12 protein-coding genes are annotated in these 20,952 nt (G+C 45.7%); 6 read left to right on the top strand and 6 right to left on the bottom strand.

Annotated features, from left to right (window positions below):
* Positions 1-37 precede the first annotated feature (37 nt).
* Positions 38-853, top strand: a complete 816-nt coding sequence (locus tag QZT80_RS04470; protein WP_295118257.1) for an alpha/beta hydrolase family protein — start codon at positions 38-40, stop codon at positions 851-853.
* Positions 854-936: 83 nt separating this feature from the next.
* Here QZT80_RS04470 and QZT80_RS04465 read toward each other — a convergent pair whose 3' ends face one another.
* From QZT80_RS04465 to QZT80_RS04445, 5 genes are all read right to left on the bottom strand, one after another.
* A complete protein-coding gene (locus tag QZT80_RS04465; RefSeq protein ID WP_295118254.1) occupies positions 937-2,538 on the bottom strand; it encodes a RagB/SusD family nutrient uptake outer membrane protein in 1,602 nt (533 codons plus the stop codon).
* A 33-nt stretch (positions 2,539-2,571) separates the two neighbouring features.
* Complete coding sequence (locus tag QZT80_RS04460) at positions 2,572-6,033, bottom strand: SusC/RagA family TonB-linked outer membrane protein (protein ID WP_295118251.1); 3,462 nt, start codon at positions 6,031-6,033, stop codon at positions 2,572-2,574.
* A 5-nt stretch (positions 6,034-6,038) separates the two neighbouring features.
* Entirely contained in the window at positions 6,039-7,055 is a 1,017-nt protein-coding gene (locus QZT80_RS04455) for a FecR family protein (RefSeq protein ID WP_295118248.1), read from the bottom strand.
* A 169-nt stretch (positions 7,056-7,224) separates the two neighbouring features.
* Positions 7,225-7,809, bottom strand: a complete 585-nt coding sequence (locus QZT80_RS04450) for an RNA polymerase sigma factor (RefSeq protein WP_295118246.1) — start codon at positions 7,807-7,809, stop codon at positions 7,225-7,227.
* Positions 7,810-8,131: 322 nt separating this feature from the next.
* Positions 8,132-9,007 (bottom strand): AraC family transcriptional regulator, encoded by an 876-nt coding sequence (locus QZT80_RS04445; protein ID WP_295118244.1) that lies wholly within the window; start codon positions 9,005-9,007, stop codon positions 8,132-8,134.
* Positions 9,008-9,376: 369 nt separating this feature from the next.
* Here QZT80_RS04445 and QZT80_RS04440 point away from each other — a divergent pair, with 369 nt between their 5' ends.
* The 5 genes from QZT80_RS04440 to QZT80_RS04420 all read left to right on the top strand — a co-directional run bounded on the left by QZT80_RS04440 (position 9,377) and on the right by QZT80_RS04420 (position 18,171).
* The gene (locus tag QZT80_RS04440; RefSeq protein WP_295118242.1) at positions 9,377-10,411 is read left to right on the top strand and encodes a LacI family DNA-binding transcriptional regulator; all 1,035 of its coding nucleotides are present in this window, start codon (positions 9,377-9,379) and stop codon (positions 10,409-10,411) included.
* A 722-nt stretch (positions 10,412-11,133) separates the two neighbouring features.
* Complete coding sequence (locus QZT80_RS04435) at positions 11,134-14,475, top strand: SusC/RagA family TonB-linked outer membrane protein (RefSeq protein WP_295118239.1); 3,342 nt, start codon at positions 11,134-11,136, stop codon at positions 14,473-14,475.
* Positions 14,476-14,500: 25 nt separating this feature from the next.
* Entirely contained in the window at positions 14,501-16,222 is a 1,722-nt protein-coding gene (locus QZT80_RS04430; protein WP_295118236.1) for a SusD/RagB family nutrient-binding outer membrane lipoprotein, read from the top strand.
* Positions 16,223-16,290: 68 nt separating this feature from the next.
* Positions 16,291-16,866 carry a redoxin domain-containing protein gene (locus QZT80_RS04425; protein ID WP_295118233.1) on the top strand — a complete coding sequence of 192 codons (576 nt, stop codon included), beginning with the start codon at positions 16,291-16,293 and terminating at the stop codon, positions 16,864-16,866.
* 3 nt (positions 16,867-16,869) lie between these two features.
* Positions 16,870-18,171, top strand: a complete 1,302-nt coding sequence (locus QZT80_RS04420) for a cytochrome c (protein ID WP_295118230.1) — start codon at positions 16,870-16,872, stop codon at positions 18,169-18,171.
* 95 nt (positions 18,172-18,266) lie between these two features.
* Here QZT80_RS04420 and mutS read toward each other — a convergent pair whose 3' ends face one another.
* A complete protein-coding gene (mutS, locus tag QZT80_RS04415; protein ID WP_295118227.1) occupies positions 18,267-20,876 on the bottom strand; it encodes a DNA mismatch repair protein MutS in 2,610 nt (869 codons plus the stop codon).
* Between the last annotated feature and the right edge of the window lie 76 nt (positions 20,877-20,952).

Genomic DNA, 20,952 nt, shown 5'->3' with positions numbered 1-20,952 from the left:
AAAAATCTATTTTTCGGGTCTTAAACAGCACCGTTTCATGAATCGTTTACTTTATCTCACGTTATTACTGATTATTCCCGCATTTTCTTTCGCTGCCCGGGTAGATACCATAACCATTCCCAGCACCGCCATGCGCGCCTCTTTCAAGTGCGTGGTCGTTACACCTGATCGATATAAAAAGTCGAAGCAGCGTTACCCGGTTATTTACCTGCTGCATGGCTACAGCGGTAATCATGGCGACTGGATTAAAAAAGTGCCTGTCATTAAAATCCTCGCGGACAGGGATTCGGTGATCTTCGTTTGTCCTGATGGCGGTTTTGGCAGCTGGTACTTAGATAGCCCGATAGACAGTACCATGCGTTATGAAACCTTCGTGGGCCGCGAAATACCGGCTTACATCGATGCGCATTACCGCAGTATTCCCGACCGCGCGCACCGCGCTATCGCGGGACTTAGTATGGGCGGGCACGGCGCATTGTTCCTGGCTATCCGTCATCAGGATATATTCGGTGCTGCCGGTAGTATGAGCGGTGGTGTAGACATCCGGCCGTTCCCAAAGAACTGGGAGCTTGCCAAACGGCTAGGTGATAGTGCTACCCATGCAGCAAACTGGGACAAATATACCGTGGTGAATGTGGCCAGCCAGTTGAAAGACGGAGATTTGAAACTGATCATCGATTGTGGGGTAAAAGACTTTTTCATCCATGTAAACAGGAACTTACATGCAGTGCTGCTGAAGAATGGCATCACACATGATTATACAGAGCGGCCCGGCGCCCACAACTGGGATTACTGGAGTAACGCCATTGTTTACCAGGAAACCTTCTTTAAGCGGTTCTTTTCCGGTTTGTAAAAAGTAGGCCGGGCCTCAACAGGCCCGGCCGCATTACAACCTCGTGAATGTAGTTATTACTATTATGGCTATCGCTACTATAGTTAAAGTTTGTCCCACCAAAGGCGTGTACCGCCATTGTCGGCACCACCCAGTAGTGTTACCGCATTTTCAACCCCTTTCGCATTGGTCGTTCTCTCTGTGGTTACAAAGTTGATCCTGCGGATTCCTGTTTCTGTATTGATGGTGCCGTTACTTTTGTTCAGCACCACAGGAAACAGTTTGGGGTATCCTGTGCGGCGGTACTCTGTCCACGCTTCCTGTCCGTCAGGAAATATCGCGATCCATTTCTGGGTAATGATGCGTTCCAGTTTTATCTCGAACGTAGCCGCTTCGTCCCATTTAATGGTAATGGTGCTAAGATGTGGATCTGCCGCAGTAATACTGTTGGCGTTATTTTTCGGATCTATATAAGGCGCAGGTTTGCTCACCGCATCATTCTTATACCTGGTCAATTCTGATGCTACGCGGTTCTGATCGAAAGACGTTTCGATCCCTTTCTCGTAACATTCCTGTACGCTTTCATTAATCCCGTTCCAGCCGCGTAATTTGGCCTCTGCTTTCAGGAACCATACTTCTGCAGCCGTGAGTAGTTGCAGTGTAGAAGGGCGTTCAGCGAGCGCTGAAAAGTTTACATACACGTTTTTGTCCGGTAAATCCACGCCCTGGCGAATGCCTTTAAATGCATCTTTATATTCCGAAGAAGACTTAAAGTATTTGGAAAGACGCGGATCGCTGTAACCAGTGAGGTACGACTCCATCGGCGCTCCCATTCGGATGTCGGTCCAAACGCCGGAGAAAGTATTAAGCGGATGTAGTACAGGTGCAATATTTATGTTGAAGTCATCGCCCGTAGTCGTCATTAAGCCAGCAGGATTAGCGAGTGCGGCTTCACCTTCCGATTGTGCTTTCTGCGGATCTACCTTTGCAATGCGGATAGCGAGGCGCAGGCGAAGGCTGTTTGCAAACTTTACCCATTGTGTATAGTTGCCCGCATACACCAGGTCCGCGTCAGTAAAGGCTTTTACTGCAGGTGGATTGATGGCCAGTGGCGTAAGTACATCGATGGCTTCTTTAAGGTCCTGGAAAAACGCGTAATAGGCCTCTTTCTGCGAATCGTAGGTAATACTTCCATCAGGATTAATGACGCCATATTTAGTATAGATGATGGGGCCGAACACGTCGCTCACCCTGTGCATGGCCATTACCCGCAGTATTTGTGCCCAGGCATAAAACTGGTCGAACTTACCTTTTGCGCGGGCGCCAATATATTTAAAGGCGGGCATAATGTTGGTGTAAGGCGTGGTCCAGATAAAGTCGTTCCAGCCATCGTGCAACGCATAGGTTATGTTGTTACTGTTTGTGCCAAAAGGGTTGGGCGACATCATATAACCGGAATAGATATCGCTGTTCAGGTTTGTTTGCAGTTGCGCTACCCAGGTTGGGTCCACCGTATAAATGTTCATCTGCATCTGCCTGATTGGCGCGCCCAGTATCTTAAAGTCGCCCTGCGCGGCATCTTCCGTTACAGCATACGGATTGGTATTGAGTTTTTCGAAGTTCTTGGTACAGGCCCCCAGTACTACCGATGCACCAAGGCCCGTTAGCAGGAGTTTACCGTATATTTTATGTTTAATTGCTTTCATTGGTCTGCAGTTATATCGATGAATATAATTGTATTAGAATCCTACTTTCAGACTTGCTCCAAAGCTCCTGGTGGCAGGCATTCCGAATACATCAATGCCTTGCAGCGCGTTGCCGGTACCCATAGATGTTTCTGGATCGAACGGCGCATCACGCTTGAGGAAAAAGAGATTCCTGCCAATAAATCCAATGCTGGCGTTACGTATTACTTTCGAACGGATAGGTAGTTTGTAACTCAGCGCCAGTTCGCGGAGACGGATACTGGTGGCGTCGTATACATAGAACTCACCTACGCCCGCACGACCTGCAATAGCATTGTAATATTTTTCCGCATCTACTTTACCGGTAAATGGTTTGCCGTCACTTTTCTTTACCACATTACCGGGCAATGTAATACCACCTGCATCCCTTGCATCGGCAGAAGCAGCGCTAACTCCATACAAATCGAGCGTGGCCTGTGTAATGCTCATTACTTTGCCACCAAACCTGCCATCAATCAAAAAGCTCAAAGAAAAATCGCTGATATCGATCGTGTTGTTCCAGCCCAAAGTGAAGGTAGGGTTCGGGTTGCCCAGTTTCCTGAACGCGCTGTTGTTTTTTATATAGGTACCATCATCTTCTACCAGTAATTGTCCCTGCTCATTTCTCACAACCTCTTTATTGGTGTAGAAGTCGCCCCAGGCACCGCCTTCTTTCAGGAACGAACCGAACATGTTTACGCCAAATTCAGTGATCTTAAAGAAGTTATTTTCATCTGCACCAGGAATGTCTTTGTTGGTCAGTGAAACGATCTCGTTTTTATTTTGTGCGAAGTTGATATTGGAGGTCCAGGTTATCAGTTTGTTTCTTACCGGTATCAGCGTTAACATCGCCTCTACGCCCGTATTACGTATCTGACCAAGGTTCAGGTAAAAGATCGTGTACGCCGAGCCGGATGGTGCCGGCACTTCCATATACTGCCGGAAGTTATTGTTGTTATAGTACGTAACATCCAGCATCACCCGTTTGTCGAACAACTGCAAATCGGCGCCAACTTCGAAGCTGCGGTTATCTTCCGGCTCCAGGTAAGTGCTGGGATACGGGCCGCGTGGATTTACTTCTTCTCTTTTGGAACCCTGTGATATGCGGTAGTTAAAGGCAGACGGATTGGTGGCGTATGGGAAGATATCGTTACCTACTTTGGCGAAGGAGGCCCTTACTTTGGCGAAGCTGACAAAGGCAGGCATTTTCACCATTTCGCTCAGTACAGCGGTAATACCTGCGGAGTAGTAGAAGTAACCTTTGTTTGCAGTAGGCGTAAATGCCAGCGTGCTGCTCCAGTCGTTACGCCCGGTAAGGTCCACGAACAGGTAATCTTTATACCCTAACTGCGCGCTGCCGAAAACGGCCTGTGTTTGTTTACGTTCTATGCCCTGCACCACATCCAGCGAAGAGCTGAGTATATTGGCCACGGAGAACTGGTTGGGGAAGTTAAGGCCGTTGGTGCTGTAAGGATTCACATCGGTAAGTATCCTGTCGTGCGCCTTTACATCGGTAATGCTGGAACCAAGGCTGCCTCCTACACTAAACAGGTCAAACTTTTTATTGGCCGTGAATAATACGTCGGCGTAAAGTTGTGTGTTGTACTCGCGCTCCAGTGTATAACGTCCTCTCGCTGGCGCCAATACCGATTGGGTGCCGGCATATGCCTTCAGTTGGTATTCATCAAACGACTTATCAAAACTTCCGCGGCCCTGCACGGTGAGCCAGTCGAGCAGCTGGTACTTAACTGCCAGCGATGATAAGGCACGATCGCGTTTATCGGTGCGGATGTCGCGGTACAACGTCCAGTATGGGTTCTGTTGTTCGTCTTTGCCCGACCATCCTTTATCTTCATTAATGTTCCACCAGTTCTGCAAACTCAGGTTGCGGAGGGGAGAGTGGTACTCGAAGTTGTCGCGGTAGCTGTCGAAATCAAGTCCTCTCGGCATGACGTAAAGCCCTGTAAGCGGATTGTAATACAAACCGGATGTGGGCCTGTTATGAGAGTTTTGTGTAAGGAAAGTGATGTTTGCGTCCAGCGATAATTTATCGTTCAGCAGTTTCAGCGTCTCCCGGAAGTTAAGGGTGTGGCGGTCGAATTTGCTGGTGGGAATAATACCTTTATTCGTCGTATTGGAATAAGAGAAATAGGTTTGCGCAATTTCATTACCGCCGCTGAAGGAAATGCCGTTTGTCCAGGTAGTGCCGGTTTTAAAGAAATCCTTCACATGGTCGGGCGCATTTACTTTAGCGCCCCAGCTGCCTTCAGAGCCGGTGTTGGTAGCGGTTTGAGGTTCAGTTTGGCCATAGCTGTACTGGAGTTTTGGCAGGACGGAGGGTTTCTCCAGCGTAAGGTCAGAGAAGAAATCAATCCTTCCTTTCCCTGCGCGACCTTTTTTAGTCGTGATAATAATCACACCATTCGACGCCTGGCTGCCATACAAAGCCGCTGCCGATGCACCTTTCAGTATATTAATGCTTTCAATATCATCCGGATTGATATTCGAAATACCATCACCACCATCACGACCGCTGGTACTTGTTAACCCCGATGCCTGTCCCCAAACATCTGTAGGTTGCGCAGGTGTAAAGTTCGCCATCGGCACCCCGTCGATCACATACATCGGCTGGTTTTCGCGGGTCGATTTATTACCGCGTAGTACCACCCTTGAAGAACCACCGATGCCGGAAGCACTTCTGGTAATTGTTACACCGGCCGCTTTGCCTGCGAGGCTGTTGATTACGTTAGCATCACGCACTTTGGTAAGATCATCGCTGTTTAACTGTTGTGTGGCATAGGTAAGTTCTTTCGATTTCTTTTGTACACCCAAAGCCGTCACCACAAATTCACTCAGCGATTTCACATTTTCTTCCAGCACCACGTCTATCACATCGCTGCTGCCTACTACCACTTCTTTGTTCAGGAAACCGACAGAGCGGAACAACAGCACTTCGCCCACTTCGGCACCTAATACATACACACCGTTTGCATTCGTTTGTGTGCCGCGGTTCGTGTTTTTTACCATCACCGTAACGCCTGGTAAACCTCCGCCCTTAGCATCGCGCACCGTGCCACGTACTTCTTTTTCAATGGCGGCGGCGTTTAGCAGGGCTACGTTGGCCAAAGGGCTGCTTACTTCCGCCCCCACAATAATCTTGTTACTCTTACGGGTGAACTTAAAGCCCGTTTGTTCGCTCAGTTGCTGTAATACCTCGTCTATGGGTACTTTGTTGCAGTTCAGCGTTACTTTCTTTTTGAGGTCCAGCTCCGATTTATCGTAGTGAAAACTCATTCCTGTTTTGGCGGAAATATCAGCAAATACTTCCTCCATATTCTTATTCTTTACCTGTATGGTAAGGTTTACATTTTTGGTGTCTTGCGACATAGCTATCGCATGGGCAAACTTGTTGCCTGCCAGCGGTAGTATAGTTACAAGACCTACGGATATACATATTACGCGTAGGAATTGTTGCATACGTACTAATTTTTGCTTTGAAGAAAAATTGTGTCGTTTTTAATGGAGTAACTTATGCCTTTGGTTAAACAGATGGTTTCTATGACGTCCTGCAGGCTTTCGTCTTTAAAGAAACCAGTGTAATTCCAGGCGGTTTTTTCAGTTTGGTTGATAACGGTGACGTCGTACCTGTTTTCGATTTCGGTTATTACTTCGTTATATGATGCATCTTTGAATACGAGGAAGCCGTGTTTCCAGCCCACTATATCATCCTGTTTGCCGAACATCGATTTGATCATGCTCAGCGATTTACGGTTGTAACTCAGTTGCTCCTGCGGCATAAGTATTACCGGGGCTTCGTTACTATTCTTTTTCGCCTGCTCTTCTACTTTCACTTTTCCGGTAAGCAGCGCTACTACTACTTTGTTTTCATGCGAATATGCCCTGATGTTGAACGATGTGCCAAGCGCCGTAGTCGAAAGTTCCGCCGTATGCACGGTAAATGGCCTTGCGGGGTCGCTCGCTACTTTAAAAAATGCCTCTCCTTCTTCCAGTATAATACTGCGGTCGGAGGTGCCGAACTTAACGGGGTAACGCAGTTTGGACGAAGCGTTTACCACCACGGTGCTGCCGTCTGATAACACGATTCTTTCCGTAGCGCCTTTGGTGGTCACTACTTCCACATACCCGTCTTTAATCGTTTTGCTCGATCTTGTTTTATTGATCGTTCCAGTTAGGTTATTAGGCTTAACATCCATAAAACGATAGGCAGTGAAAGCCACACCTGCTATTACTGCTGCGGCGAGGCCGCTGTATAACAATGTTCTGATCTTGTTCCTGCGCGGTTTAACAGGTGCCTGCATATTTTCGTGGATACGTAAACGCACCTCCTCCAGTTGTGCCTGCAGAAAATCATCATCTATCAGTTTCGTCTGGTGTTGGTTAATGCTGGCAAACCATTGCTCAATTGTCTTCACTTCATCGGGCGTACACTTTCCTTGCGTATAGCGGTCCAGCACTCTTTTGATCTGTTCAATATCCACGACTGTATTTTTTGGTGTGTATACAAAGAAGTCGGCGCCAGGTTACTTTAGTACCATCCGGGGCTAAAAAAATATTTAAGAAAGGAAAAGGAGGGGGGAGACCAGCCTTGGGATTACTATTCAACTGCCGTTGCGTCGCACTCTTCAGCGGAGGTCCAACATTGGGCAGTTAACGTAAACCCTCTATCAGTAAGGCTATTACTACGATGTCGGCCTGGGCGGAGTGGGTGCGCAATATTTTCAGGGCTTTGGATATCTGGTTTTTCACCGTCTGCTGCGAAAGGTCCAGTTGACTGGCTATTTGCTCGATACTCAGGTTTTCGAATCGGCTGAGCATAAATATTTCCTTCATCTTTTCCGGCAATCTGTTTATGGCCTCCAGCACTTCGTACGCGCGGGTTTTATGGTCCATGGTGTCGGAAATATTATTGGGCTGTGCGTCAAAGTGTTCGATAAGTTGTTGCAGGTATTTGCGATAGGTAGCGTTCCGGCGATATACATCTATGATCTTGTAACGTACCGTTTGGTACAGGTACGATTTTAAGGATTGCTGAATGGCCAGCGTATGCCGCTTTTCCCATATAGACGTAAAAAGGTCCTGCAAAATATCTTTGGAAACCTCACCAGTATCAGTTTTGCTGGTAATGTACAGGTACAGGGGACGGCTGTAACGGGCGTATATTTCATTAAACGCCGTTATATCATCTTGCCTTAAAAGCGACAAAAGCTGTTCGTCGGAATAGTTACTGAACATCTATGATGTTTGGTTGATAATGAATTTATCCGCCTTGTCTGTCGTTGATTGTGGTTACTATCTGATGTGTGTTTTGCGGATCTTCTTACTGTTTGGTACCTGGCTAACTGATGTTGAAAATAGTAATTCAAAATAAAATTATGGATTTTTTTTCGGGTATCGGCTAAAAATTAGAGATGTGAAAACTACGCTATATGGTAAGGCTTGGGCAGCTGGAAAGTTGTAAGTCTCTAAGGATAAAGGGTTTTGGGGGATCTTGCCGCTACTCCCGGCGCAGTGTCCGGGAGCGCGGCTATTTATAAATGAGTTGGTCGTGTCGTATTTAGTCTTCTTTAATTCTTAGTTCGTTCTTATATTCTTTGGGTGTTTTGCCTACTATTTCTTTAAAGAAGCGGTTGAAGTTCGAAAGGTTCTTGAATCCGCATGAGTAAGCTATTTCGGCGATTGACCAATCCTCTTCGGTAAGGCGTTTGCAGGCATGGCCAATCCGTACTTCGTTCAGGAACTGTACAAACGATTTTTTCGTCCTGTTCTTAAAGAAACGGCAAAACGATTGTGGCGAAAGGTTGGTGATGCCCGCTACATCGTGCAGCGATATCTCTTTTGAGAAGTTGTTCATTACATACTTAAACACATCGTCGATCTTGTGATTGTCTTTGGCATTGTAGGCATGAGAGTAGCCCGTGCTGGCCAGGTAATAACAATCTTTCGTTTCCGACAGTGTTTTAAGGATTTGCAGCAGGGAAATAATTCGTTCCAGGCCTTCTTTACGGGGCAGGGTCAGAATTTCGTCCCTCAATTGTTCGTGCGTGTCACCGATAATTTTCATACCGCGTTGCGCACGGTGGAAAAGATCGGTAAGCGCTTTGGTTTCAGGCAGTCCGTAAAACTTGTCGCCGAAAATGTCTTTTGGAAAGTAAATGACCACAGAACGGGCTTTCAACTCCTCAAGACCTTTATAATAGGCCTCGTCGTTATACCACACATGTGGAATGTTGGGTCCGAGAAAAACCATGTCGCCCACGTCGAAGCTTTCTATACTGTCGCCCACGATCCTTTTACCGTGACTTTCAGTAACATACACCAGCTCACATTCGGGATGAAAGTGAAAGGGAGTATTGAAATGCGGGTCGCACCGCTCTATAATGGTGATCTGGTTGTCGGCAAAGGCCCCCACTTTAATGAGAATGGGTTTCATGTTTGCTTCCTTATTGTTTAAGTCCTATGAATATAAAATACGCTAATCCCGTAGTCAGTTATCCCCTTTAAAGGGGATCGGTTGCCAAAATATGTAAATTAAGTTAAAAAACTACAAGTCTGAAATAAAACATGTAGTGAATTGTCAGCATTCTGAAATTTTCTTCACCTAATATATATATAAAGTTTTATTCCAGCCTTTTTCTCCTTCAAAAACTATGGTTTCTAAACCATCTTTTCAGTTATGACCGGTAATTCCGCTAAATTGCCGAAAATATTTAGCAGAATTCGCCAGAAAAATGTGTAGAAGTAAGATTTTTGTGTATCTTACTTATCGCTAAATCGATTAAGCAGCAACTGTCAAATAACCATGAAAGGAGTATCCATTAAAGATATAGCCAAACAAGCCGGAGTATCGCCTACTACTGTTTCGTTTGTGTTGAACGGCAAAGCCAAAGAGAAACGTATAAGCGACCAGGTGAGTAAAAAGATATTAAAGCTGGCCACGAAGCTTAAATATAAACCGAACCAGCTAGCCCGGGGCTTGCGCACTGGTAAAACCAAAACAATTGGTCTTATCGTAGAAGATATTGCCAACCACTTCTTTGCCAATGTGGCCAAGATTGTGGAAGAAGAAGCCGATAAATTCGGTTATAAAGTGCTGTATGGCAGTACAGAAGACAATCTTCAGAAAGCCAAAGGGTTGCTGGAGGTGTTGGAGTACAGGCAGGTAGACGGTTATATTATTACGCCTACCGTTAACTTAGATAAAGATATCGAAGCGCTCAAGCATGCCCGTAAACCAATGGTGCTGCTCGACCGTTACCTCCCGCACATACCTACCAACTATGTTATGGTAAATAACTTCCAGGGCGCCTATGATGCGGCGGAGTACCTGATGCAGCTGGGTTATGAAAAAATAGCCGTAGTCACCATCACCTCTGAGCAAATACAGATGAAGGAGCGTCTCGACGGCTTCCTGGCGGCCATGAAAGCCCATCGCTCGGGTTTTCCGCGTAAAATGCTGAAGAAACTGGCTTTTACCGCTACCAGGGAGGAAAACATTGAGGAGATTAAAACTTTTATTAAATCAATTCCCAACCTCGACGCCATTTTCTTTACCACCAACTACCTGGGTATATATGGAATAGAGGCGGTGAAAGACCTTGGCCTGCAAATAGGGGAGGACATTGCCTTCATCAGCTTCGATGACCACGACCTGTTCCGGTTGTACAGTCCTGGCATTACCTGCGTGTCGCAACCCATCGGCGATATTGCCCGCAGCGTGATCCAGGTGCTGATGAACGAATTAAATAATAATACTAACCAGATCAACCAGGTTGTACTGCCCGCTACATTAGTTAAACGTGGGTCGTGTTCTAAAAAGGCGGCTTCAAAAATTTAACGGAGAAATAAAACGTTATCCTAAATTCGCGTTTTCTGATATTTTATTACTGTAATATTGTAGTAAATTAATCTAGTTCAATTTCGGACAAAAAAAATTATGTTAAAATTGGTGAATAAGAAAACTTTCTCTAAGTTTATGCCAGCTACTTATATTATCGATTGCTAAATATGAGTTGCAGAGAAATAAAAGTCAACGCTAAAACGTTTTACGCATTAAGCCGGGTAATATTTAACAGTGAATAACAAAGGATGAACGGTAAGCCGCGTTTACGGCGATAATCATACCTTTATATAAGTCAGGATTGACCCGGTAGTCCTGGAAGTTTATTGAAGAAAAAATTATGCAAAAGAACGGTTACAACAGTTAACAGTCAACGTCAACCAGATCTGTAACTATTAACTTAATTCCGGTAAAAGGTTATGAAGAATGAATAGGGGGAGTGTACCGGTAAAATGGTAGTCAACACAGTGAACGAAACTTAACAGTGAACGAAAAGACAGTGGACACGTTGTGCAATTGCATGTACAGAGGATTTCCAAAATGTATTTAATTATTGAGATCAACGCAAAATAATCAGGGACTAATTGCCCACCTTTATGGACGTATGTTCAGGAAGCACGTTTGTGTTTCGGTATGAACAAGCGGATCATTCCCGGTGGAAGGTAGTTTATCGAAGATGCTATACTTATATCCGTATTAATCAAAAAAAACAGTAAACAATGAAAAGATCGCTACTTCTAATTGCGGTCCTTGTTGGCATGTGTTCGCAATTTGCTTTCGCACAGGACAAGAAGGCCGTATCGGGTACGGTGCAGGATGCAAAGGGTGGCGCCCTGCCTGGCGTTACCGTAAGCGAAAAGGGCACAACTAATGGTGGCATCACAGATGCTAATGGTAACTTTAGCATTAAAGTGAATCCTAATGCCACACTTTTATTTTCGTTTCTCGGCTTCTTACCAAAAGAAATAAGCGTTGCTAATAGCAACAGCTTTGCCGTTACACTTTCTGAAGACAGCAAAAACCTGACTGAGTTCGTGGTTACCGGTTTCGGTACCAAAAAAGATCTCCGCAGGGTATCTTACGCCATCCAGGAAGTTAAAGGCGAAGAACTCACAAGAGCGGTTAACGCTAACGTGGTGAACGCACTTGCTGGTAAAGTGGCAGGTGTATTTGTTGGTGCCGGTAACGGTGGTCCAATGTCTTCTTCGAGCATCCGTATCCGTGGTAACTCTTCTTTAAGAAGCAATACACAGCCGCTGGTAGTAATCGACGGTGTGATCCTGGAGCCAGGTACAACCGGTGCGGACAGCTGGGGGAGCGGTCAGGACTTCGGTAACCAGATGAAGAACCTCAACTCTGATGATTATGAAAGTGTTACAGTACTGAAAGGTTCTGCTGCAAGCGCTTTGTATGGCTCGCAGGCTCAGAACGGCGTATTGCTCATCACTACTAAAAAGGGACGCGCCAGAAAAGGATTGGGTGTTACTTTAAGCCATTCAGAAACATTTGACAAAGCTTACAAAGCTATAGATCTTCAGAATGCGTTTGGTGCAGGTATCGCTCCTACTTTTGCAAAAGATGCAGATGGCAACGATATGGTAGATCCAAATAACTTCTTCTGGAGTTTCGGCCCCAGGTTTAACGGGCAAACTGTTAAAGACATCGATGGAAGGATGATCGAATGGAGCGCTAAACCTAATAACGTGCTAGATGCATTCCAGGTAGGACGTTTAGTTAATACTAACGTATCTGTGGAAGGCGGTACAGAAAAAGGTACTTTCAGAGCATCTTATTCTAATCTTTACAACACCTTCATCACGCCTAACACTAACCTGAAAAGAAATAACTTCGCCATTAGGGCAACACAAAAGGTAACTTCCTTTATTAACATTGATGCGAGTGTAAACTACTCTATCAGTGAGTCTAAAAATCCGGTGGCACAAGGCGGTAACAATAGCCCGTTATTCGCGCTGGCTTATTTCAACCCACGTAACTACGATACGAAATACTGGATGCAGAAAGACAGGTGGTTAGATCCTAACGGCGGTGTTGCCCAGAACGATCCGTATGGTCTGGCTTCCATTTTCTTCGCGCAGGAGTATAACAATACATTGCAAGCGGAGAAAACTCTGCTGGCAAACCTTGATATCACAGCTAACATTACTCCATGGCTTACGTTGTTACTGAGAGGTAACATCAATGACGCTAATACCGACAGAACTACCGAGAATTGGGGTACTGGTGTTAACTTTGCTGGCGGTGATTACAGCATACGGGCTTCGACTCGCCGTAACACTCGTTTACAGGCATTGTTGAGCGCTGAACGTAAGTTGTCAAAAGATTTGAATCTGTCTTTAAGTGCAGGTGGAGAATCTCAGCGTTACGAGCCTGAAAAATTCAGCCGTTCTTATACTAATGGTGGTCTTAAAGCTCCTGGTAAATTCTTCCTCGGTAACTCCGTTAATGCTCCCGGCACAGAGGGTGGTATCGTATACGGATCTTCTAAAGCGATGGACGCTATTTATCTCTACGGTGATCTGACCTGGAAAGACATGCTTACCCTGAACTTCAGCGCAAGAAATGACTGGAACTCAACACTCCTCTATCCTCGCGATGGTCATGGTAATCCTTCTTACTTCTATCCTGGTGTTGGTTTATCGTGGTTATTCACAGAAGTACTGAAAGATAAACCGTCCTTCGACTTCCTTTCTTCTGGTAAACTTCGTGCAAGCTATGCCGTAACAGGTCTGGGTGCTGACTCATGGCTGACTGGCCGTGGTAACTATGCTTATTTAGGTAACTATAATTCAGCAGATGGTACTATTCCCCGCTATGGTTTTGACGGTAGCCAGCTGGTTGACTTTAACCTGAAAAACGAAAACACTTATGAGTTTGAGGTGGGTGTAGATTTGCGCTTCCTTAATAATCGTATCGGTTTAGACGGGGCGTACTACAAGAAAAATAGTAAGAATCAAATATTGGGCTTCCAGTTGCCAACGGAGTCCGGTATGCAGTCAAAAGTGCTGAATGCCGGTAACATCCAGAACGAGGGTATCGAGATCATTTTAAATGTTAAACCTGTTCAAACTAAAAATTTTGAGTGGGATGCAACAGTCAATTTTGCCCGTAACAAAAACAAAGTTCTCTCTCTGGCAGAAGGTGTAACTTCTTACACGCTGCAGCAGGCTTTTGGTGCGGATATGTATTCTGTAGCAATGCCGGGAAAAGAGTACGGCACTATCATCACTGGTTATGGCTATGCTAAATACCAGGCGAAAGATGCTTCCGGCAACCCAATGGATAATCCTAACAACGGGAAGAAAGTGCTGAAACAAAATGGTAGCTTCTACCGTAGTTCAGAGTTAGGACAGGGTAATAAGGAACTGGGAACAATGATGGAGAAATTCATGCTGAGTACTATCCAGAATGTTCGCTATAAAGAATTCAACGTCGGTTTCCAGATCGATAGCAAAATAGGTGGTATGATGGCTTCTGCTACTCACCAGTACGGTTCTAACGGTGGTACTATCGGCAGCACCGTGTTTGGCAGATCCGCAGAATTTGGCGGTCTGACCCGTAACGTGTACACTAACGGCCAGGTAACTTCTACATTCGACGATGGTATTATCCCGGACGGTGTGTTCGAAAATGGTATCAAGATCACTGCTCCAAATGGCGTAGTACACGATGTAGGCGGTATGAGTTATGCAGACGCGGTGAAACAAGGAATTGTTGAACCAGTTAGTGCAAGATTGTACTATGCAAGGTTAACACAGTGGGCTACCGGTATCCGCGAATATTCAACATTCGAAAATAGCTGGGTAGCTGTAAGAGAAGTTTCTGTTGGCTACACTATGCCTGCTAAAACTGCCTCTATGCTGAAATTGAATACACTGCGTGTAAGCCTGATCGGACGTAACCTGGGATATCTGTATAACACCACAAAAGATAATATCAATCCTGAAATGGGCTTCCTGAACAACCGTTCTGGTAGTTTTGCTGAATATGGTGGTTTGCCTTACATGAGAAACATTGGTTTCAAGGTAGATGCTTCTTTCTAGACTGATTCATTTTAAAAGAGTAATCATGAAAATATTATCCAATAAGAAAAGTATGATAGTTCTGGCTGTTGTCGGCGCCCTTTCCTGGTCGTCTTGCAGCAAGGAGCTATATACAAAATATAACACCGATCCAGCTATATTGTACGGTATCGAACCTGAGCAGCAATTCACGAACGCATGTATTGCGATGTTTGATGCTGATTACGAATATTTTTACGACTATTACCGCATTATGATGCCATGGATGCAGTACCATACACCTGTTGCGGGTAATGGTAAAACCTTCATGTCTGAAGTCGGTAACTTCAACCAGCGTAGAAATTACTTCTACACAAGAACTGGTAACGTACTCTCCGATGTTGCCTACCTGGCCGGTCTTAAGGCTGACGCAGCAAAGTATAAAAACCAGATAGCGATTGCCGATATACTTAAAGTATATTACGCATTTTATACTACAGAAATAAACGGTAGCATGCCGTATAAAGAGGCTTTCCAGGCTCGTTACAATGGTACTTTAACACCAGTGTACGATACACAGGAGCAGCTTTTTAACACCTTCGACGAAAGTCTGAAAGCTTCGATTGCCACTTTAAAGGCAGGAGACGCAACACAGATCAGTTATGGTAATGCCGATCTTTACTACAAAGGTGAAACGGCTAAATGGGTAAAAGCAGCGAATGCGCTTCGTGTGAGAATCGCAATGCGTTTGATGAAAAGAAATCCGGAAAAGCTAAGGACTATTGCTACAGAGGTGTTTGCTAATGAAGCGGATCTTTTTGCCAGCAATGCCGATAACCTACAGTTCATTACAGGTCTTCAGCATACCGGCGTAGGTAGCAACTGGGATATGACCGGTAACGGCGGTATTTGGCGCGCATCTAAACCAATTGTTGACCTGATGTGGGAAACAAATGATCCGAGGTTAAGAATGATCTACCAGACAAACGAATACTACAAAACTAACGTAGATTCTCTCGTTTCGCAGAAGAAACTGCCGGCTGGCAGCACAGTACCTGCACGTCGTTACTTCGGTAGCTTTACAAGCCCGGATGCGGCTGTGGCTCCTGCAAACGTACGCTGGTATAACCGTGCACAAATACAAATGAGTCCAACCACCATAGCCCTCGTTGATACGTTATCTGAAGTTCAGTACCGCCTGTTCACACCTGGCTTAACTGATCCAAGAACCAATACAGCGGGAGACGGTAAAGTAACATTCCCGATGCTTACTTATTCTGAGCTAAATTTCCATAGGGCAGAACTGATAGCACGAGGTATACTGACTACCGGATCTGCGGCCACCTACTATAAAGCTGCGGTTGTAGCTTCTGTATTGTATTACAGCGAGATTGCCGGTACTGCTAAAGTTTATGAATACGCAGCCGCAACGGCAACAGACGCTGATAACTATTACGAGAATAATCCTAAGGTAAAATATGACCCGGCTAAAGCACTGGATCAAATTGCTTCTCAGGAGTACCTGCACTACTTTAAACAGGCAAATGAAGCTTGGTCTTTGTACAAACGTACCGGCATGCCGAATACGACTACTACAGTGGCTTTCGAACGTATTCTCGCTGATGGCGTTGAACAGCCTATGCCGAGAAGAGCTTTGATCGAGCTTCCGCAGATCACCAACCGTAACTTCGCAAATATTACGGCGGCGATCGACGACATGGCAAAAGATCCCGATTTTGGCACAGCGCCGAACGACATCTTCGGCCGCGTATGGTGGGATAAGAAATAGTAAAAAATGAATTGAATACAGGAAAAACTCCAGGCCTAAAGCCTGGAGTTTTTTTGTAAATTAGTATAGTGAAAAAGCAAGTCTTATTACTGGTAATCCTGGGTCTGATCTTTCAATTGAGCTTTGCTCAGGAAAAGAATTTATTACCTGTTATCAAGTCTTACCGCTTACTAAAAACGAATGGAGAAACGGCCTATATCACACCTGGTAAAGCCGGCACCGTTTTCGTATTTCTCTCTCCCGAATGCCCGCTCTGTAAAAACTACAGCCCTGTTCTACAAACACTGCAACAGCAAAACCCATCGGTTAATTTCTACGGGATCATACCCGGCAATACCTATAGCAGTAAGCAGATCACTAAGTTTGCCGACGACTATCAAATACGGTTCCCTATACTGACGGATAAAAATATGAAGCTGGTGAAAGCGTTGCAGGCAACGGTTACGCCGGAAGCTGTTGTGCTGGATCACGCGGGCCAGGTGTATTACCGCGGCCTTATCGATAACTGGGTGACTGCCCTGGGCAAAAAGAGAGCCCGTGCCAGTGAGCATTATCTTTCTTCCGCCATCGGTAGCCTCGCCGCCGGCGCCACTGTTAAACAAACTAACACCGAACCTATTGGTTGCTTAATCAACGAATTTTAACGTATGTTCAAACGCCTCGCCTTTCTGTGTTTAATACTGAGCGCCCATTTTGCAGGCGCGCAGGATATCACTTTCAATAAAGATATTGCTCCCATTATTCACCGCAGTTGCACACCGTGCCACCGGCCGGGAGAAGCTGCGCCATTCTCACTCATTACCTACCAGGACGTGGCAAAACGCGCATCATTTATTAAAGATGTGGTGGTAAGTGGTTACATGCCGCCATGGAAGCCCGATCCTCACTACACTACTTTCGCCAACGAACGTAAACTGAGTGATGCGGAAGTAGACCGCATCAAAAAGTGGGTAGATCAAAAGGCGCCGGAAGGCAAAGGCCCTGCCCCTAAAACACCTGCGTTTATTGCCGGAACGCAATATCCCCGCAAACCGGATCTCACCCTCACTATCGATCAGGCTTATGAAGTGAAGGGAGATAACCTCGAACGTTTCATCGTATTTAAAATACCATTCGAACTGGGCGATTCCATGAACGTGGAAGCCCTAGAGTTCGTATCCAACAACAAACAAACGATTCACCACGCAAATTTCGCCATACACCCCGTGGAAGAAAGTATCGATATAAAAACACCTGCGCCCTTTATCAATCTTACGGAAGACGATCGTACTAAATATGATCAATACCTTCCTTTTAAGAAGAAGATGACTTATTACGGCGGGTGGATACCTGGTACAACTTACGAGTCGTACCCGAAAGATATGGGATGGATTATGCCTAAGAGGGGAGTAGTATTGCTTACTATCCATTATGCGCCGATAGCGAAGGATGAAAAGAACGTAGCATCAATCAACCTGTTCTTCAAGAAAACGCCTGTAAAACGTGAGGTGAAGGTCATTAGTATTGGTTCGGGAGGAATAGGAGAAAAGGATATTCAGCCGATGTTTTACATTCCGGCTAACCAGGTGAAAACCTTTAAGGTAAAGGTTACTACGCCAATGATGGACCAGTCGCTGTTATATGTTTGGCCGCATATGCACGTGCTGGGTAAATCATTTAAAGCGTATGCTGTTACTCCTGCAGGCGATACCATTAAACTGGTAAATATTCCCGACTGGGATTTCCGCTGGCAGGAAATATATCGCTTTAAAACACTGGTGAAAATACCGGAGAAAAGTGTGTTGACGGTGGAAGGTACTTATGATAACACTGCCGGCAATCCTAACAATCCTTCAAGCCCGCCCAAGATGGTGTTCTCTGCAGGGGATATGAAAACGACGGATGAAATGCTTACGCTACTAATGGTATTCCTGCCATACCAGCCCGGAGACGAAGCCCGGGAACTGTAAAGGAAGGCGCTGAGGATGGCTTAAACGAATTCAGGTACCAGCATAAAAAGAGGCTGCGCATCGCTATGAGACAGCCTCTTTTTATTTCATATACTTTAACTCAATAACCCCTTAATCTCATTCAGCTTCAGCAGTGCTTCAACCGGCGTTAGGCGGTTTATGTCCACAGCTTCCAGCATTTCGCGCATTTGTTTGAACGTATCGCTGTGCGTGTCAAAAATGCTAAGCTGCATTCTAGGCGGAGCAGATGCAATGTCTTTCACCGTTTGTTCTAACGGCGCATCGATATGTTTGGCTTCGAGTTGCAATAATATTTCATCAGCCCGTTGAATAAGCTGTGGAGGCATGCCTGCAATCCTGGCTACATGAATACCAAAGCTATGGCGACTACCGCCCGATGCCAGTTTACGGAGGAAAATTATCTTATTGCCTACTTCCTTATTCGTGATATGGAAGTTTTTTACGCGGTTATGTTTGTTTTCCAGTTCGTTCAGCTCATGATAGTGAGTGGCGAAAAGGGTTTTGGGGCGATGTAAGGTCATGTCGTGCAGGTACTCTACGATGCTCCAGGCAATGGAAATGCCATCATAGGTGCTGGTACCACGACCAATTTCATCGAGTATGATCAGGCTGCGCGGCGTAATATTATTGATGATACTCGCCGTTTCATTCATTTCCACCATGAAGGTCGATTCGCCACCACTGAGGTTATCGGAGGCACCCACGCGGGTAAATATTTTGTCGGTAAGACCAATATCCGCACGGCTTGCCGGAACAAAACTGCCCATATGCGACATCAGTGTGATAATAGCCGTTTGCCGCAGCAGCGCCGATTTACCACTCATGTTGGGGCCGGTAAGAATGATCACCTGCTGATCTTCTTTGTTCAGCAGCAGGTCATTGGCTACATAGGCTTCTCCCGGGGTCAGGCCCTTTTCAATTACGGGGTGGCGGCCATCCTGTATTTCCAGGGTTTCACTTTCAGTTACATTAGGGCGGCGGTATTTGTTCTGCACCGCATTGTTCGCAAAACAAAGCAGGCAATCCAGTTTACCCATTACCTGTGCGTTTAACTGCACCGGCTGTATATAGTCCTGCAACTGCGCCAGTAATGCTTCGAACAGTTGTATTTCCAGCACAAGGATCTTTTCTTCCGCACCTACAATTTTTTCTTCGTACTCCTTTAGTTCCGGCGTAATGTAACGTTCGGCATTCGCCAGCGTTTGTTTACGGATCCACTCAGGTGGTACTTTATTTTTGTGCGTGTTGGTTACTTCCAGATAATAACCGAACACGTTGTTGAATGCTATTTTAAGAGATGGAATGCCTGTAGCTTCACTTTCCTTCTGTTGTATTTGCAGCAGGTATTCCTTGCCCGAATTGGCGATCTTTCTCAGTTTATCGAGTTCTTCATGCACACCTTCACGGATCGCACCGCCTTTATTGGCCAGCACCGGCGGATTGTCGGAAATATCATGCAATATTTTTTCGAGGATGTGGTTACACGGGTTCAACTGTTCGTTAAGCCGTTCGAGGTAACTGTTGCCGTTTTTATGCAGCAGTTCCTTAATGGCGATTACCTGTTGCAGCGAGCGGGCCAGCTGCATTACTTCACGTGGATTAATTTTCTTCAGTGGTATTTTCGACACCAGCCTTTCCAGATCGCCTACCTGCTTTAAATGATGATGCAGGGTTTTGGCAAGATCCGATTGTTTGATGAACAGTTCTACCGCATCCAGGCGTTCATTAATGAGCGTAATATCGCGGAGGGGAAATACGATCCAGCGTTTGAGCAGCCTGGCGCCCATTGGCGATACAGTATTGTCCAGCACAGAAAGCAGCGATTTGCCGTTTTCCACGTTGCTGTGCAGCAGTTCGAGGTTGCGGATGGTGAAGCGGTCCATCCAAAGGAAATCGTCCTGGTCTATACGTTGTATGCTGGTGATATGCTGCAGGTTCGGGTGTTCCGTATCTTTCAGGTAATGCAGCGTGGCTCCTGCAGCTATTACCGCCTCATCCAGCCCTTCAATACCAAAACCTTTGAGGGAATGGGTTTCGAAGTGGCGGAGCAGGATCTCATTGGCGTAGGTGGTGGTGAAAATCCATTCCTCCAGCGTATAAGTATAGAACCTGGTCCCGAACAGGCTCCGGAAATTCTTTTGTTGTTGTTTGGGGAACAGTACTTCTGCGGGGCGGAAGCTTTGCAGCAGTTTGTCGATATATTCGGTGTTGCCCTGTGCTACGAAGAACTCGCCGGTAGAAATATCCAGGAAGGATACGCCCGTGGTGTTTTCACCGATATGTACAGCGGCCAGGAAGTTGTTGGTGGAGTTATCGAGCAGTTTATCGTTTACGGCTACGCCAGGCGTTACCATTTCGGTTACGCCGCGTTTAACGATGCCTTTCACCGTTTTGGGATCTTCAAGCTGGTCGCAAACGGCTACCCGGTAACCTGCTTTAACGAGTTTGTGCAGGTAAGTGTCCAGGGAATGGTAGGGGAAACCTGCCAGATCTATATAAGACGCAGAACCATTGGCCCTTTTGGTGAGTACGATCCCTAACACCTGGGCTGCAATGACCGCATCTTCATTAAAAGTTTCATAAAAGTCGCCCACCCTGAACAGCAGTACCGCATCCGGGTACTTGGTTTTGATGGCCTTATGCTGTAACATGAGGGGCGTTTCTTCCGATTTGTTTTTTGCCATGGCGCAAATATAGGTAATGGATCGGTTTCCGTACAAGGCCGGGTGGGTATCAATTAAGTATTAACTATCTTTGCAG

It is taken from the genome of uncultured Chitinophaga sp. (genome assembly GCF_902168175.1).
In the GTDB taxonomy this organism is placed as follows: domain Bacteria; phylum Bacteroidota; class Bacteroidia; order Chitinophagales; family Chitinophagaceae; genus Chitinophaga.
Note: the sequence above shows the minus strand (reverse complement) of the source record. Positions and strands in the feature narration are given on the sequence as shown.